The 16941-nt window shown below is 71.5% G+C and carries 15 protein-coding genes; 8 read left to right on the top strand and 7 right to left on the bottom strand.

Features of this window, described 5'->3' with window-relative positions:
- The 5 genes from DEJ25_RS12065 to DEJ25_RS12045 form a co-directional block, all read right to left on the bottom strand.
- Nucleotides 1-391, bottom strand: a 391-nt coding sequence (locus DEJ25_RS12065) for a hypothetical protein (protein ID WP_146240683.1), incomplete at its 3' end; no start/stop codon positions are given.
- Nucleotides 392-711: 320 nt separating this feature from the next.
- A complete protein-coding gene (locus tag DEJ25_RS12060; RefSeq protein ID WP_181427428.1) occupies nt 712-1839 on the bottom strand; it encodes a LacI family DNA-binding transcriptional regulator in 1128 nt (375 codons plus the stop codon).
- A gap of 261 nt (nt 1840-2100) precedes the next feature.
- Nucleotides 2101-4182, bottom strand: a complete 2082-nt coding sequence (locus tag DEJ25_RS12055; RefSeq protein WP_111044832.1) for a YhgE/Pip domain-containing protein — start codon at nt 4180-4182, stop codon at nt 2101-2103.
- Complete coding sequence (locus DEJ25_RS12050; RefSeq protein ID WP_110905169.1) at nt 4179-4931, bottom strand: hypothetical protein; 753 nt, start codon at nt 4929-4931, stop codon at nt 4179-4181. The genes DEJ25_RS12055 and DEJ25_RS12050 overlap by 4 nt, the downstream gene beginning before the upstream one ends.
- Entirely contained in the window at nt 4928-5569 is a 642-nt protein-coding gene (locus DEJ25_RS12045) for a TetR/AcrR family transcriptional regulator (RefSeq protein ID WP_110905168.1), read from the bottom strand. Before DEJ25_RS12045 ends, DEJ25_RS12050 begins: the two co-directional genes overlap by 4 nt.
- Nucleotides 5570-5717: 148 nt before the next feature.
- Here DEJ25_RS12045 and DEJ25_RS12040 point away from each other — a divergent pair, with 148 nt between their 5' ends.
- From DEJ25_RS12040 to DEJ25_RS12020, 6 genes are all read left to right on the top strand, one after another.
- Complete coding sequence (locus DEJ25_RS12040) at nt 5718-9398, top strand: S8 family serine peptidase (RefSeq protein WP_181421709.1); 3681 nt, start codon at nt 5718-5720, stop codon at nt 9396-9398.
- A 153-nt stretch (nt 9399-9551) separates the two neighbouring features.
- Entirely contained in the window at nt 9552-9719 is a 168-nt protein-coding gene (locus tag DEJ25_RS16460; RefSeq protein ID WP_146236833.1) for an acetyltransferase, read from the top strand.
- A gap of 73 nt (nt 9720-9792) precedes the next feature.
- Nucleotides 9793-10920, top strand: coding sequence for a glycosyltransferase (locus tag DEJ25_RS12035; RefSeq protein ID WP_111044831.1), 1128 nt, complete (start codon nt 9793-9795; stop codon nt 10918-10920).
- Nucleotides 10917-11942, top strand: a complete 1026-nt coding sequence (locus DEJ25_RS12030; protein ID WP_111044830.1) for a glycosyltransferase family 1 protein — start codon at nt 10917-10919, stop codon at nt 11940-11942. Before DEJ25_RS12035 ends, DEJ25_RS12030 begins: the two co-directional genes overlap by 4 nt.
- Nucleotides 11939-13003 (top strand): polysaccharide pyruvyl transferase family protein, encoded by a 1065-nt coding sequence (locus DEJ25_RS12025; protein ID WP_111044829.1) that lies wholly within the window; start codon nt 11939-11941, stop codon nt 13001-13003. The genes DEJ25_RS12030 and DEJ25_RS12025 overlap by 4 nt, the downstream gene beginning before the upstream one ends.
- Entirely contained in the window at nt 13000-14157 is a 1158-nt protein-coding gene (locus tag DEJ25_RS12020; protein ID WP_111044828.1) for a hypothetical protein, read from the top strand. Before DEJ25_RS12025 ends, DEJ25_RS12020 begins: the two co-directional genes overlap by 4 nt.
- A gap of 112 nt (nt 14158-14269) precedes the next feature.
- On the opposite strand, the gene DEJ25_RS12015 is transcribed toward DEJ25_RS12020, so the two are convergent.
- Complete coding sequence (locus DEJ25_RS12015) at nt 14270-14443, bottom strand: Rv0909 family putative TA system antitoxin (RefSeq protein WP_110905162.1); 174 nt, start codon at nt 14441-14443, stop codon at nt 14270-14272.
- A 113-nt stretch (nt 14444-14556) separates the two neighbouring features.
- On the bottom strand, nt 14557-14715 hold the full coding sequence (locus tag DEJ25_RS16745) for a hypothetical protein (RefSeq protein ID WP_181421707.1): 159 nt from the start codon (nt 14713-14715) through the stop codon (nt 14557-14559).
- A 173-nt stretch (nt 14716-14888) separates the two neighbouring features.
- Here DEJ25_RS16745 and DEJ25_RS12010 point away from each other — a divergent pair, with 173 nt between their 5' ends.
- Nucleotides 14889-16181: an adenylosuccinate synthase gene (locus DEJ25_RS12010; RefSeq protein ID WP_111044827.1), complete on the top strand. Its 1293-nt coding sequence runs from the start codon at nt 14889-14891 to the stop codon at nt 16179-16181.
- A gap of 2 nt (nt 16182-16183) precedes the next feature.
- On the top strand, nt 16184-16741 hold the full coding sequence (locus DEJ25_RS12005; RefSeq protein WP_181427427.1) for a low molecular weight phosphatase family protein: 558 nt from the start codon (nt 16184-16186) through the stop codon (nt 16739-16741).
- The last annotated feature ends 200 nt before the right edge of the window (nt 16742-16941 follow it).

Genomic DNA, 16941 nt, shown 5'->3' with positions numbered 1-16941 from the left:
CGGTCGCACCCCCGGTCCCCACCCCGACCGGGGGTGCGACCGCGAGGCACGCATCGGTCGACTTGCCGCTGAACGTCTTGTCGAAAGCGTGGTCGCCGTCGCCGGACGTCACGGAGACGGACCAGGTGTGCTTGCGGGTCGCGTCGAGGGGGAACGTGTCGTCGAAGGCGCTCGGGCCGAAGGTCGCGGCGCCGTGGTCGGTGTCGTCGAGGACGACGTCGACCGTCGAGTTCCCCGGGTAGTTCGCGAGGGCGACGTGCAACTGGGTGCACGATGCCGACACCTCGGGGGTGTGTGCCGAGGCGACTCCGGTCACCGCGACGGCTGCGATGCCGCCGACGATGATCGAGGCCGCGGCGCCGCCGATGGTGCGGGTGAGGATGCGTGCCATGTTCTGTTCTCCAGGGATTCGGGTACTCCGAGGAGGGCCACCCGGGCAGGCGAGGCAGCATCGATCAGGACACCGTGGGCAGGGACCCACAGCGAGGGCACGGGCAGGGTGACCAGTGCGTCCGACACGAGAGGGTGCTCGTGCCGCCGGAGAGGATGCAGACGTCGGTTCGAACTCGGGTGTTCCGTCCACGTGACCCCTCGGGTAGGGGTCGAGCAAAGCCTAGTTCCGCTCAGGTACCAGCACGGTCAGGAAGTCTCGAGAGCGGGGTACGGACCGTCGACGCAGGCCTCCGGCGCACACTGCCGTCTCGGGTCCGGTCAGCGTGGGGCGGTCGTCCGGCGGGCGACGAGGCGCGGCTCGACCAGGACCTCGGTGGGGGTCAGCCCCGGGTCCGCGATCCGTTCGAGCAGCCGCACCCCGGCACCCCGGCCGATGTCGATGCTGCGGTCGTCGATGCTCGTCAGGCCCACGTACCTCGAGGCCGCGATCGGGGTGTCGTCGTACCCGATCACCGAGATGTCCTCGGGCACGCGCAGACCTCGGTCGGCGACGGCGGACATCGCGCCGAGCGCGGTCACGTCGTTCGCGGCGAACACCGCGGTGACCTCGGGGTGCTCGTCGAGGAGGCGGTGCGTCCCGGTGAACCCGGTCTCCTCGGTGACGTCGGCAGTGAGCACCACGGCAACTCCGGTCACGTCGGAAGAACCGGTCACCTCGGGCGGACTGGCAGTCTCGGACGGACCGGGCACGCCGGACGATCCGGGCACGCCGGACGAACCGATCGCATCCGACGACGCGGCGACGCCGGTGTCCGACCCGGCAGGCCGTGTACCCGCGGCGTCGATGGCGGCCCGCCATCCCTCGAGTCGGGCGTCGCTCGCCGCCGAGTGCCCACCGACGAAGCCGAGCCGCACGTGCCCGAGTCCGATGAGGTGCTCCGCCGCCATGCGTCCGCCGGCCAGGTCGTCGTTCGCCACGGTGTCGGCCCGCGGGAGCGCTGCCCGTCCGCCGGCGACGACGACCGGGGTGCCGGCAGGGACGACGAGGTCCGGGTCCGGCTCGCCCGCGATCACCAGACCCTCGACGCGCATGGACAGGAACCCCTCGACGGGGGAGACGTCGAGCCCCGTGTTGAGGAACCGGTCCGCGACGACGAGTCGGTGTCCCTGGTCCTGTAGCGACTCGCGGAGGCCGGTGAGCAGGTCGACGAACCACTGGTTCCGGAAGTCGTCGAGCACCACGCCGATGGTCCGGGAGCGGGTGCCGGCGAGCGACACCGCCGCCGTCGAAGGGCGGTAGTCGAGCTCCTGGATCGCCGCGAGGACCGCTGCCCGACGCTGCTCGCTCACCCGCGGGGAACGCTGCAGCACGAGGGACACGAGCGACTTCGACACCCCCGCGCGAGCGGCGACGTCGTAGATCGTCGCGGGCTTGGTGTTCCCCATCGTCATCCTCGACCTCCGGCTGCGCACCCGCCGGGTGCGTCCCCACGATGGTACCGCTGTCGCGCTCCACGCCCCGGGGCGGGTGCGGCATCGCCGGACGCGCCGCGAGGCATCTCCCGGCCGCCCCGCTCGGGATCGCCCGGTGCCGTTCGGACCCGCACAACGAGAACCCGTCCGAACCACGGCATCGCGTGGTTCGGACGGGTTCCTGTTGTGCGCAGCCCGCCGGCTCGCCGGCTCGGCCGGCCCGGTTCGCCCCGGTCAGCCGATCAGGCTCGGCCGCAGGTCGCGCAGCGTCCGCGTCCGCGTCTGCCGCGCCGTGACGAGGTACGACACGAGCAGCGCCCCGAGCAGCCAGCAGAGCAGGACGCCGGCGTCGCTCCAGGCCGTGGCGAGCGACCCGCCGTACATCGTCTGCCGGATCGCGTCGACGGAGTACGTCATCGGCAGCGCGAAGTGCAGCGCGGCGAGCGGCCCCGGCAGCGTCTGCCACGGGAACGTGCCGCCCGCGGTGACGAGCTGGATGAGCATGAGCACCAGCCCGAGGAACTGGCCGACCGAGCCGAGCAGCACGTTGAGCGTCATGATGATCGCCGCGAACGTCGCGGATGCCAGGACCATGATCCCGACCGTCCCGCCGGCGTGCACCACGTCGAGGTCCAGCGCGTACCGGACGATGAGGAACAGCGCCACCATCTGCACGACTCCGAGGAGCGCCGGGGTCAGCCAGCCGCCGAACACGACACGCAGCGGGCGTCGGACGGCGGTGATCGCGCGCTTCGAGATCGGCTTGAGGATGAGGAACAGCGCGTACATGCCGATCCAGGCGGCCAGCGAGATGAAGAACGGAGCCAGGCCGGCGCCGTAGTTCGACGCGGCGGCGACGTTGTCGTCGCCGACCTTCACCGGGTCGGAGATGACCTTCGCCTGCGACGCCCGCTGGGACGCGGTCGACGCCGGGATCTCGGTCCGTCCCTCGTCGAGCTGGGACGCCAGTTCCGAGGAGCCGGACTCGAGCGAGTGCAGGCCGGTGGCGAGGGACTTCGCACCCGCGTCGGCCGAAGCCGCTCCGCTGGCGAGCTGCGACGCTCCCGAGGACAACTCCGGGGCCGCTGCGGCGAGCTCCTGCGTCCCGCCGGCGACCTGCGCGGCGCCGTCGGACAGGGTCGAAGCCCCGGAGGCGGCGGTCGCGATCCCCGAGGAGAGCGCCGGTGCCGCGTCCGCCAGCGTCGCGGCTCCCGCCGACACCTGCTGCGCGCCGGTGCTCAGCGTGTCGATCTTCGCCGTGGTGTCGCGAAGCTGCTGCTGGGCGTCCGTCCCGGCGCTGTTCGCCTGCTGCACGGCCGACCTCACGGTGGCGGTGAGCGCCTGCTCCTGCTCCGGCGTGAGGGTGACACCCTCGGGCAGGTTCGACGTGATGTCGGCGATGACGGTGTCCGCGTCGAGCGGCTGGATCGCCTGCACGGTCGTGTTCGCCGCGTCCACCTGCTCCGCGAGCTCGGCGTTGCCGGCCGCGACCTGCGCCGCCCCGTCTGCGAGCTCCCGGGTCTGGTCCGGCAGCGCGGCCGTCTGCTGCTGCGCGGACCGGAGGCCCGTGGCGAGCGATGCGGCACCGGTCGCGACCTGCTGCGCGCCGGAGTTCAGCGTCGCGGTCTGCGCGGGCAGCGCGGCTGTGCTCGACGCCAGGGTGGAGGCGCCGGCGGAGAGCTGCGCGGTACCGGCCTGGAGGGTGTCGGCCCCGTTCGCGGCGGTCGTCGCACCGGAGGCGAGCTTGCCCGCCCCGTCGACGGCGTCACCCAGGCTGTCCCGCACGTCGGCGAGCCCGACGAGCAGGGTGCTGGCGGCCTCCTTCCCGACGCGTTCGGCGACGGCCGTCCGCATGGTCTTGCCCGCCTGCTCCGCGATGGTCGAGGCGAGGTAGGAGTTCGTGTCCGCCGTCGTCATCACGAGTTCGGCGCGCTTCGGGTGGTCGGACTGCGCCGAGGCCAGGGACTCCGAGAAGTCGTGCGGGATCGTCACCACGAAGTCGTAGGTGCCGTTGCGGACACCGGAGCGGGCGTCGGCGGCGGTCGTGCGCTTCCAGTCGAAGTCACCGCCGTCGATGGCCTGCTGCGCGACGTCCTTGCCGTAGTCGACGTGTTCGCCGTCGAGGGTGGCGCCGGCGTCCTGGTCGACGATCGCGGCCGGGACCTGGTCGAGCTTGGCGTAGGGGTCGCGGTTGGCCCAGAGGTAGGCGCCGCCGTACAGCAGCGGCACGCACATCAGCGCGATGAACGCGAGGCGGGCGAGCGGGGTGGCGGTCAGGCGCGCGAGTTCGGCGCGGACGAGCGAGGGGATGGTCACGAGCGGGTCTCCAGGGGAGCGGTGGCGTCGGTGGTGTCGGTCGGGAGGCCGGTGTCGGGCCCGCCGGTCCGGGTCGCGTCCTCGGGACCCTCGGTGGTGCTGGTGCTGGTGCTGGTGTCGTCGCTGGCGTCGAGCGGCTCGTCGGCGATCGTGTCGAGCAGGGCCGAGGCCGTCTCCGCCGCGGCCTTCGAGGTCACGAGCACGACGGTCACCCCACGTCGGGCGATCTCGCGGACGACGGCGAACCAGTCCGCGACCGCCCCGCCGTGCCGCTCCGGCGACGTGATCACGAGCCCGGTGACGTCGGGCCGCAGGAGTGCCAGTTCGGCGAGCAGCCGCACGCGGACGTCCGTCGGCACGCGCTGCACGTGCGTGTCGGTCCAGCTCGTCATGCCGAGCTCGTCGAGCACGGTCGCGACGTCGCCGCGAGAGGGCCGGCGTCCGGCGAACGCGAGCTCTTCGTGCACGATCCGCTTGAGGCTCATCACCGGGAACGGCTCGGCGACGCCCGGGGTGTCGACGAGGGCGAACGAGCGGCGGATGCCCGCGGGGTCGTCGTGTCCGTCGAGCAGGACCCGTCCGGTGTCGGGCTTCATCCGACCGCCGGCGACCAGGGACGCCAGCACGGGTGCCTGCTCGGTCTCGACGGCGACGATGCCCGGGTGACCTGGGGCCGCGACGGCACTGACGGCGGGGAGCGCGGCGCCGGGTCCGGTGCCGATGCCGACTGCGGCGAGTTCGAGCGTCATGCGGGGTCCTCCGGGAGGGTGGCGGGGAGAGCGAGCAGGGCGGTGCGCCAGTCGACGCCCGCCATGCCGAGGGCGGAGAGGACGACCATCCGGCGGCCGGCGTCGTCCGGGGTGGCGGAGCGCGTGGCTTCGTCGAGGACCGCCAGGCAGGCGCCCTCGACCAGGCGGCCGAGGGTCGCGGCGTCGACGTCGTCGCGCATGGTGCCGTCGGCGATGCCGAGGGTGCACGCGTCGCGGACTTGCTCGCGCAGCGGGGCGAACACGGTGGCGACGGTCTCGACGAGGGGTCCGCGGACGGCGATGACCGCCATCGAGCGGACGTGCGAGACCTCGGTCCAGAGGGTCACCGCGATCGCGGCCAGTCGGGAGGCCGGGGGCAGGTCGGCGAGTGCGGCCCGGCTGGGCATCGCGGCCAGGATGCGCTCGGCTCCGCCGGTCACGACCTCGCGCATGAGGTCGTCACGAGAGGGGAAGTGTCCGTAGATCGCACGTCGGGACAGTCCGGCGTGCGCGGCGATCGACTCGAGCGACGCGTCCGGATCCGCCTGCAGGAGGGTCCGGGCAGCCTGGACGAGGGCGGCGCGGTTCTCGGTCGCGTCCCGTCGTGGCGCGCGTGCGGGCCGATCGGTGGTGGTCATGCACCCATCGTAGTAACCTGCACACTAGTGTGCAACTTCGGAGAACCACAGGTTCTGTCCCCTGAACTGCCGACTCCCCGTGCTGAGGGCGAGCACTTAGCTTCATGAGGACTTCACCCGGAGTTCGGACAACCCAGGAGTGTGCTGCGTGCCACGTGCGACACCACCCACCATCCCTTCCCGTCGGTACCGCTCCCCGCGACTGCTGACCTCGATCGTCGCGGTCGCGGCGCTGGCCTGCGGCGGACTCGCCGTCGGCGGTGCGGCCTCCGCGGCACCGGCCACCGCCGCCTCGGCCGGCCTCAAGCTCTCCGCCCCGCTGCGGAACGCGTCCCCGACCAAGACGGTCAGCGCGTTCGTCCGCACGACCGGCGCCGGCGCGCTCGAGGTCGACGCGCAGGCGAAGGGCGGCGACCTCACCCGCTCGAAGACCCCGTCGTCCGCCGCGAAGAGCCGGCTCGCGACGATCCGCTCGACCAACGCGAAGGTCCTCAGCGCCGTCAAGGGTGCGGACCGGAAGGCCGCCGAGCTGTACTCGACCGAGTACACCGTCCCCGGCGTCGCGGTCGTCGCCGACGTCGCGGCCTTCACCGAGCTCGCGAAGCGCTCCGACGTGCTGAGCATCGTCCCGCTGCTGCCGAAGAAGGTCGTCGAGCCCGAGCAGAGCACGTCGGCGGGTGCCGCACCCTCGGGCGTCGACCCCGACCTCGCGAAGCCCGGTGCCGACGGCGTCGCGCCGAAGAACGCCGCGAGCGACCTGTACACGAAGGCCGTCGACGCCTGGACCCAGACCGGACGCACCGGCAAGGGCGTCAACGTCGCCGTGATCGACACCGGCCTGGACTACACGCAGGCCGACTTCGGCGGTCCGGGCACCACCGCCGCCTACCAGGAGGCCCTCGCCAGCACCGGCGCCCCGGCCTCGAGCTGGTACGACCCCTCGAAGTTCCTCGGCGGCTACGACTTCGCCGGCCCCACGTACAACGCGGACCCGACGGACCCGGACGCCTACGACCCGGTGCCCGCGCCGGATGCCAACCCCATCGACGGCAAGGGCGGCGACCACGGCACCCACGTCGCCGGCACCGCCGCCGGCTTCGGCCTGAACGCCGACAAGACGACCTTCCGCGGTGACTACTCGACCCTCACCCCGCAGCAGGTGCAGGACATGTGGGTCGGCCCGGGCAGCGCCCCGCAGGCCGGTCTCTACTCGCTCAAGGTGTTCGGCGACGAGGGCGGCTCGACCGACCTGACCGGTGCCGCGCTCGACTGGGTCGGGCAGTCCCTCACCGAGGGCAAGAGCATCAACGTCATCAACCTGTCGCTCGGTTCCGACTACGGGGCAGCCGACGACCCGGACAACGCCAAGATCGACGCGCTCACGGCCCGCGGTGTGCTGCCCGTGATCGCTGCTGGCAACGCCGACGACTTCACCGACATCGGGGGCTCGCCGGGCAACTCGGCCGGCGCCCTGACCGTCGCCGCTGCCGCGACCGGACAGAGCCTCTTCGACGGTGTCGAGGCGACCGCCCCGGCGGACGTCGCGAAGACCTGGCGCGCGCAGTACTCGCAGAACCACCAGGGCCCGCTCCCCGTCGAGGGCGACGTCGTCGTCCCCACCACGGACATCGACGGCTGCACGGCGTTCAGCGCCGACCAGGCCGCTGCGATCGCGGGCAAGGTCGTCTGGCTGAAGTGGACCGACGGCGCCCTCGAGTGCGGCTCCGGTGTCCGCTTCAACAACGTCCAGGCCGCCGGCGGCATCGGCGTCCTCCTCGCCGGCACGGTGAACACCTTCGACTCGGGCATCGCGGGCAACGCGACCATCCCGGGTGCGGAACTGACCCGTGAGAGCGTGACGGGCCTCCAGGCCGCGGCGAAGGCCGGGACCCTGCACGTCCGGTTCGCGGACGAGCTCAAGGGCTTCCAGCTCGCCACCGACGCCGAGACGGTCAACACCCTGGCGTCCTTCAGCAGCCGCGGTGAGCACGGTTCCTACGGCGACGTCGTCAAGCCGGACATCGCCGGCCCCGGGGTCAACGTGATCTCGGCCGCCAACGGCACCGGCAACGACCGTCTGTCGCTCAGCGGCACCTCGATGGCCACCCCGCACGTCGCCGGCGTCGCCGCGCTGGCGTTCGAGGCCCACCCGGGCTGGACGGCACCGGAGATCAAGGCAGCGCTCATGAACACGGCCACGCACGACGTGCGCCAGAGCGCGAAGGACGGCCAGTCGGCGACCCTGCTCCGCCAGGGCACCGGCCGGGTCGACGCACTCCAGGCCGTGCAGGACGGAACCACCGTCCGCAGCCAGGAGAACGGGCAGCTCGTCACGGCCTCCTTCGGCGTCGTCGAGGTCGGCGCGGCGACCACCGAGAAGCGCACCCTGCTGGTGCGCAACACCTCGGCCACCGCGCACACCTACCGCGTCGCGTACGAGTCGCGCATCGCGCAGCCCGGCGTCGTCTTCACGCTGAACACCGACACGGTCACCGTCCCTGCCGGCGGCACCGCCACGGTCACGGTCACCATGACGATCGCCGACCCGACGCTCCTGCGGAAGGTCATCGACCCGACGCAGGTCGCCGTCGAGGGCGGCACCCCGCGGGAGTTCGTCCCGGCCGCCACCGGCCTGGTCACGTTCACCCCGGCCGCCGACGGCGTCACGCCGCTCCGACTCGGCGTCTACGCCGCGCCGGAGCCGGTCAGCGCACTGCACGCGGACGACGTCGTGTTCTCCGGCAAGGCCCGCACCAGCACCATCACGATGGAGGGCCGCGGCCTGTCCCAGGGAACCGGCACGACCGGCTACCGGGCGCTCGTCGCACCGTTCCAGCTCGGTGGCACCGACCCGCAGGAGTCGTTCCCGGACGGCACCGCGAAGCAGACGCTCCGTGGCGCGGACATCCGTGCCTACGGCGCCAACTCCACGGCGCTCGGCCTGGCCGACAAGTCGAAGGGCCTGGTGTCGTTCGGCGTCCAGACCGACGGCGCCGAGTCGAACCCCGGCCAGTCGAACAACGTCGAGGTGCTCATCGACACCAACCGTGACGGTGACCCCGACTACCTGACGTACGACACCAAGTCGGCGACGGCGGACGTGACGGTCGTGACGACGCTCGACTTGCACCAGAAGGACCCGAAGAAGCAGGTCGTGGACACGCGCCCCCTCGGCGGTGTCGCAGCCGGCGTCGACGTCAACACGTTCGACTCCGCGGTCAAGGTGCTGCCGGTGTCGCTCGCGGCGCTCGGGTACACGGCGAAGTCGAAGACCGCGGTGTTCGACTACTCGGTCGTGACCGAGTCGTCCTACTCGCCGACGCTGCCCATGGCTGCGTCCTCGGTGGTCGACGAGACGAAGGTCGCGACCTACAACGCCTTCCAGCCGGCGGTGTCGTTCACCGCGAACGGGGCGTCGAGCCTGACGTACCCGGACACGGCGATCAAGGTCATCCGGGCCTCGGCCACCTCGACCTCGGCGAAGGTGCTGCTCCTGCACCTGCACAACGCGCCGGGCGACCAGGCGGACCTGCTCAGCACGACTTCGGTGACGCCGAAGCTCGCGCTGGTGTCCGGCCGTGTGGTCGTCACCGGCTCGCTGGAGATCCGGGCGAACCTGAAGTCGCACACCGGCACCTGGAACGCGGACGGCGTCACGTTCACGTACAAGTGGCTGCGTGACGGCAAGGACGTCGGGGTGTCGCGGTCGACCTACAAGACCGGGCCGAAGGACGTCGGGCACAGGATCTCGTTCGTCCTGACCGCGAAGAAGTCCGGGTACGAGACCGCTTCGGTCACCTCGCCCCAGACGGGCAAGATCACGAAGTAGCACCGACAACAGCACAGAGCGAGACGAGCGGGCGGTCCGGGAACGGGCCGCCCGCTCCGTCGTGTGACGCCGTGTGCTGTGGACCACCGGTGGGAAGTGCGCCTACAGGACAGGTAGTTAGACGAACTAGGTACTTCGTGCCAGTGTTGCAGTATGCGAACGAACAGCCTGGTGCAGCTCCGGCAGAACCCGATGGAGTGGCGTCGCCGCGGCCTGACCCCGCCGGACGTCATCCGGGCCATGGTGGAGGAGCGCCTCGCCGAACCCGGTCACACCCAGGTGGTCGGTGACCCCTCGTACGCGGACTTCTTCCGCGGCTGACGTCCCCCTCTGGCAGGCGGGCAGGAGTCAGTGTCCATGACAGATGTATCAGATCAGATGCTAGTATATCGGCATGGCAACCCAATTCGACGACCCCGCCGCACGGCCCAGCTCGGCGGGGTCCGACCGTGTCAGCGGTGCCGAGCAGTCGCGCCCGACGGTCCTCCACGTCACCACGTGCTTCGCAGGCGGCGTCAGCAGAGCGGTGTGCGCCACTGCTTCGGCGACGCCTGACCACACGCACCGTCTCCTCGCTGCCGGAGCGGATCTCGACCGCGCAGTCGCTGCCGACGTCTTCGTCTCGATCAGCGAACTGCCCGGCGGCTTCGTTCGGCAACTCCGTCGGGTCCGCGCGGAACTCCTGCGCGTGCAGCCGACGATCGTCCACGCGCACTCGAGTTGGGCTGGTGTGCTCGTCCGGCTCGCGGCACCACGCGGGGCGTCGATCGTCTACCAGCCGCACGGCTACGTGTGCGAGCGGCGGGCATCCCTGGTGGGGCTCGTCGGGTTCGCGGTCGAAGCGGCCCTCGCCCAGCGGCGTCAGTGTGTCGCAGTCCTCTCCGCGCGGGAAGACCGGCTCGCGCGACTCATGAACCCCCGTGCCGCCACGGTCCTCGTGCCGAACGTGCCGTCCGTGGGCAGCGCCGGGATCAGGACCGACCGGGCGGTGGCCCGTCCGCCGCGCATCGCGATGATCGGCCGTGCATGTCACCAGAAGGACCCACGGCTCTTCCTGCGGGTCGTCCGCCGCGTACGGCAGCAGGTGCCGGACCTCGAGGCCGTCTGGATCGGCGAGGGGGAAGCACGACACGAGCGGGCACTCGAGCGTGGAGGCATCCAGGTCACCGGCTGGCTCTCGGACCCGGAACTCGTGTCCGAGATCGCCGACGTCGACGCCATCGTGCACACCGCGCGCTACGAGGGCTTCCCGATCAGCGTCCTCGACGCGGCGGCCCGGGGAGTGCCGGTGGTCGCCAGGAGGATCCCCGCGTTCGAGGGCACGACGCTGCGACAGGCTCACGGTGCGCGCGGCCTCGCCGAACAGGTCGTCCGCTGCCTCGACGACAAGGCGGTCGCCTGGGACACCGCTGTCGGTGCGTCGCTGTTGCTCCGTCTGATGAACCACGAGGTGCAGTCCACGTCGTTCCGCCACCTCTACCGCGATGCCGCCGTGCTCGGACGTCGGGCCCTCGGGCGGTGAACGTCGTCTTCCCGAGCAGGGTCGTCGACCGACATGTCGGCGGCAACACCACCTACGCACGACAGCTCGTCCGAGGCGTCCGGGCAGCCGGGCACACCACCGGCGTCCTCCCTGCGGCAGGTCATCCGGCGATCACTGCGGCACTGGAGACACTGGCCGGCCTCAGGCGGTCCGCCGAGACCGTCATCCACTACAGTGCCGACACCGGTCCGGTCATCCCGACGCGAGTCCCGAGCATCGTCACCGTGCACGGTGTCGCGAGCAGGTGGATCGACGTCGCGCGGTCGCTAGTCCAGGAGCGGGTCTGGCGCACACGCGTCCACCGGGCCATCCGGTCGACCTCTGGCCTGATCACGGTCTCGCAGTCGGCGGCGGACGACATCGCTGCGGTCTTCGACGTCGATCCCACGACCATCTCGGTCATCCCGCACGGCATCGACCACGACGCGTTCACCACCCCGGCGGCACTCGGGGATCGCTTCCAGCACCTCCGAGACCGACCGTTCGCGCTGTACCTCGGCAACATCGAGCCGCGGAAGAACCTGCTCGAACTCGTCCGCGCGTTCGAGAGCCCGGCGCTCCGTGCATCCGGCGTGCGACTCGTCCTCGCCGGGCGGCCCGCCTGGCGGTACCGGGACGTCCTCGATCGTGTGGCGTCGTCTCAGAACTGCGAGTACCTCGGTTTCGTCTCCGACGATGAGCGAGCTGCCCTCATGCAGCACACCCGACTGTTCGTCTTCCCGAGTCTCTACGAGGGCTTCGGGTTCCCCGTGCTCGAGGCCCTGGCTGCTGGCGTGCCCGTCGCAGCGAGTCGGCGGGGCTCCCTCGCCGAGGTCGCCGGCCCGAGCTGGCCACTCGAGGACCTCTCCGAACGGGGTCTGGTCGAGGGGGTCTCGGCGGCGCTCGCGGACGACCGTTGGTGCGCGGACGTCCGGTCCGCCGGTCCAGCATGGGCGGGTCGCTTCAGTTGGGAGAGCAGCGTCGGTGAGCACCTCCGTCGCTACGCGGAGGTACTGCGATGACGACGGTGGCCATCCTGCACGCGTACAGTGCCTCGAACGCCGGGGACGGGCTCCTCGTCGATGCGGCGATCGACCTCCTCGACGGCATCGACCCAGAGACCGAGTACACGGTCTTCGCCCGCTACCCGGAGTCGTTCACTCCGCGCGACCGCGTCCGCTTCCTGTCGTCACGATGGACTGCACGCTCCGGGCTGTCCGGTCTGCGGAGCCTCGGCCGCCTCGACGACTTCGACCTCGTCGTCGGGGTCGGCGGCGGCTACCTGCGCTTCGGCGGGGTCGTCGAGACCCTCAAGACGTCCATCGCCCATCTTCCGCAGTTGGTGGCGGCTGCCCGGACCGCGACGCCCGCGGTGTACCTGCCGCAATCGATCGGCCCCGAGGGGCGGGTGATCCGCCGCGTCCTGCGGAGCCTGCTCGCCGAGATCGACCTCGTGTGCCTGCGGGACGACCGCTCGGTGCGCGAACTCCGCTTGCCGAACGCCGTACGGATGCCGGACATGGCCCTGCTCGACCCGGACTGGGCGACCCGGACGGCGCCGCTCCGCGACCGGACTCCGGTGCTGTCGGTGCGCCCGGTGCGCCGAGCGGGCTGGACGCGGATCCTCGAACTCGCCGCCGTGCTCAGACCCTTCGACGGATGGGTCCAGAGCAGGGGAGCCGGCAATGACGACGACCGCGCCGTCGGAGCGACGTGCCCCGAGCGGGTCCTCGACCGGGACGAGTACGTCAACGGACCTCGGCGCGTGGTGGTCGCGGTCCGGTTGCACGCGGCCCTCATGGCGCTCCGGGCCGGTCATTGGGTCGTCCACCTGGCGTACGAGCGGAAGGGCTTCGGCGCCTTCGACGACCTCGGCCTGAGCGACTACGTGCACTCGGTGTACGCATTCGACCCGACCGAGGTGGACGAGCAGATCCGGCAACTGGTCGCGGACCCCGAGCTCCGGGGGCGCTACGACGCGGCCGTCTCGGTCGCCCTCCGCGGGTTCGAGGGACACCGCACGGCATTGTCCGACCGGTTGGCCGAACTGGCCGGAGCGCGCATCACGGCGAAGACCGAGTGAACGCCCGCCGCTCCTCCGCGGCCGTGTCGAGCGCCGGCATGGTCCTCAGCGGCGCCGCCCTCCCCGTCGGACCGGCTTTCGTCCAAGTGGTCGCTGCCCGGACGCTCGACCTGCCGTCACAGGCAGCGGTGGCGTTGGCGCTCAGCGTCGGCGCGTTCCTGAGCGGTGTCGTCTGTGCCGTGTTCGCCGAGGCACGACTCGCCGATCCGGACGTCCCCAGGGAGCACCGGACGACGGGGTCCCGGCTCGGTGCGGTCGCCGCGACGACGGCCACGGTGCTGGTCCTCGTCGCACCCACCACGCACAGCGTGATGGTCGCGCTGCCCGTGCTGATGGCGGCGCTGCAGATCGGCCGGATGAACGCCGTCGTCCGAGGACACTGGCGGTCGGAGCTCATCGGCGCCGTCCTCCTCGTCGCAGCGGGGGTGATCGCGTCCGTCCTCACCCCGAGCATCGGAGCGCGCGCATTCGGGTTCCTCGCCGTCGGCATGGTCGTTCCGGTCGTGCTGCGGTGCATCGTCGACCCGGCGGTGCGGCCGTGGGCGGTCCCGATGCGCCGTCGCGTCGTCGTCGGTGCGGAGACGTGTCTGGTGGCGGCAGTGCCGCTCGTGCTGACCGCGGTCGTCTTCACTGTCCTGGGTTCGGCGGCCGCGGTGGCATTCCGGCTGGTCCTGACGGTGCTCGGTGTCCTGCAGCCCGTCCTGGGGTACCTGCGCACCGTGCTGCTCGCCCGCCCGGCCCCCCGACTCGTCGTGACGCTGTCGGCCATGTCGATCGGGGCTCTCGCCGCCGTGGTCGCGGCGCACCTGCTCGGGGTGCCGCATCAGGTGTTCGGCTCCAGCTGGGGCGTCAGCACGTCCGCGGTGGTCGCTGCGTGCCTGTGGAAGGCGGCGAGCATCCCCGCCACCGTTCCGTTCGCGCAGCTCCGTCGCGAGGGAGCCGTCCTCGACGTGATGGCACTCCGTGCCGCGGTGGCGGTCGGCGCGGTCCTGGGATCGGTGCTCGCGGTCGAACTCGGACTGGGGCTCGTCGGCGTGTTCACCGTCCTGGCATCGTCCGAGATCCTGGCCTTCGTCCTGTTCTCGGCCAAGGCGGGCCGATCCTGCGGCCGTCGCCCGAGCCGGGCTGCACAACCGGCCGGCGACCGTCCCTGAGCCGGATCCTCCACGGCCGCGCCCGTCGTGGACGTGACGCGACCACCTGCAGGACGGGAGGCCCGGTACCAGCTGGTACCGGGCCTCCCGTCATGTGCATCCTGACTCGTCGTCAGTTGCCGATCTTGTCGTCGGCAGCCTTCTCGGCCTTGTCGACCTGGTCGCCGTGGCCACCACCGGTGGCCTTGTCGGCCGCGCCGGCGGCCTTGTCCAGGCCGGAGTCGCTGGCCTTCTCGCCCTTGTCGCTGTTCGCGAAGTCCTTGGCCTTGTCGCTGAGGTCGCTCATGGTGTTCCTTCCGTTCGTCGGATCACTGACGGGGTCGAGCGTGCTCGGAGCGCCATCCGTGCGCGCTCAGGCGTGCGCGCTCAGACCTGCACTGACCGGACGCCGTCTGCTGCTCAGGCGTCGGGACGCTCGTCGGCGGCCTCGCGCCCGCGGTCGGTCTCGGGCATGACGTCCTGCGGGGCGCTCTCGACCGAACCGATGCCGCCGTCGGTGAGCTCCTCGGCCTGCTGGGTGTCCAGCAGGCGGTTCATGTCGTCGATGGGGTCGCTCATGGTGGTTCCTCTCGTCGGGGCGGTCGTCGTGCTCATCCAGCGTGCTCCGGAGGGCCACCGCTCTCCACAGCTGGCGTCGTGCCGGTGACGCGGAGATGACCAGCCGATAGACTCGGGTGGACCACCGGCCCGGACGGCCGTGTGCGGTCCTCCGCCAACGTGAGGAGAACCAGATGCCCGCAGCAGTCATCATCGGCGCCCAGTGGGGCGACGAGGGCAAGGGGAAGGCCACCGACCTCCTCGGTTCCCGCATCGACTACGTCGTGAAGTTCAACGGTGGCAACAACGCCGGACACACGGTCGTCGTCGGCGGTGAGAAGTACGCGTTGCACCTGCTGCCCTCGGGCATCCTCACCCCGGGCGTCACCCCGATCATCGGCAACGGGGTCGTCGTCGACCTCGAGGTCCTGTTCCAGGAGCTCGACGCGCTGAGGGCCCGCGGTGTCGACGTGTCGAAGCTCCGCGTCTCCGCGAACGCCCACGTCATCACGCACTACCACCGCACCATTGACAAGGTGACGGAGCGCTTCCTCGGCAAGCGCCAGATCGGCACCACCGGTCGTGGCATCGGCCCGACCTACGCGGACAAGATCAACCGCGTCGGCATCCGCATCCAGGACATCTTCGACGAGAACATCCTGCGGCAGAAGGTCGAAGCGGCCCTCGACCAGAAGAACCACCTGCTGGTCAAGGTCTTCAACCGCCGTGCGATCGACGCCGAGGAAGTGGTCGAGTCGCTGCTGTCCTTCGCCGACCGCCTGCGTCCGATGGTCGCCGACACGGCGCTCGAGATCCACCGTGCCCTCGAGCGGGGCGAGACCGTCCTGTTCGAAGCCGGCCAGGCCACCATGCTCGACGTCGACCACGGCACCTACCCGTTCGTGACGTCGTCGTCCGCCACGGCCGGTGGCGCCGCCACCGGGTCCGGGATCGGCCCGGGCAAGCTCGAGCGGATCATCGGCATCGTCAAGGCGTACACGACCCGCGTCGGCGCCGGCCCGTTCCCGACCGAGCTGTTCGACGAGTCGGGGGAGTTCCTCCGCGCCAACGGCTTCGAGTTCGGCACCACGACCGGTCGCCCACGTCGCTGCGGCTGGTACGACGCCCCCATCGCCCGCTACACGGCACGCATCAACGGCGTGACGGACTTCGTGCTGACCAAGCTCGACGTCCTCACCGGCCTGGAGACCATCCCCGTCTGCGTGGCGTACGAGGTGGACGGTCAGCGCGTGGACGAGGTGCCCGTGTCGCAGTCGGACTTCCACCACGCCAAGCCCGTTTACCAGGAGTTCCCCGGCTGGTCCGAGGACATCACCGGCGTCCGGACCTTCGAGGACCTGCCGAAGAACGCGCAGGACTACGTGCTCGCGGTCGAGGCGATGTCCGGAGCGCGGATCTCCGCGATCGGTGTCGGCCCCGGGCGTGACGCGATCGTCGTCCGGCACGACCTGCTCGGCCAGGGCTGAGCGTGCGGATCCTCTTCGTCTGCAGCGGCAACATCTGCCGGTCACCGCTCGGTGCGCAGGTGCTGCAGGAGCGTCTCGGTCCGGCTGCCTCGGTGCACGTCGTCGAGTCGGCCGGCACCATCGCCGACGACGGCGCCGTGATGGACGGTGCCGCCGCCGAGCAGTCCGTCCGGCTGGGCGGACATCCGGAGGCGCACCGCTCCCGCTACCTGACCGAGCAGATCGCCCGGTCCGCGGACCTGGTGCTGACGGCCGAACGCTCCCACCGAGCCGCGGTCGTGCAGCTCGCGCCGCGGGCCGCCAAGCGGGCGTTCACGATCAAGCAGTTCGCGCGGGTGCTCGGCGGCCTGGAGCCCGGGGACCTGGCGGACGTGCACTCGCCGGAAGCCCTGGTCGAGCGGGTCGCCCGGCTGCGCGGGACCGTGCCGCCGCCCGCTGACCCGGCAGACGACGACGTGGACGACCCCTACCGTCGTTCGGAGTCCACGCACGTGCGGGTCGCTGACGAGATCGACGCTGCGCTGACGACCATCGCGGACGCCCTGCGCGCGGTGTCCTGAGGCCCGGACGCCCCGTCGACGCGGGCGTCTCGCGTGGACGCGGGCGTCTCGCGTGGACGCGGGCGTCTCGCGTCGACGCGGGCGTCCCGCGTCGTACCCCGGTCGGCCGTCGTCCGGATGACGGGTACCCCGATCGGCCCTGCTGTACCGCGAACGCCGGGGGGCGAAGCCCGGAGTTCCGGGCTTCGCGGATGAACATC

Source organism: Curtobacterium sp. MCPF17_011 (assembly GCF_003234145.1).
Taxonomy (GTDB): domain Bacteria; phylum Actinomycetota; class Actinomycetes; order Actinomycetales; family Microbacteriaceae; genus Curtobacterium.
The sequence above is the reverse complement of the archived record's forward strand: the minus strand, read 5'-3'. Positions and strand labels throughout refer to the sequence as shown.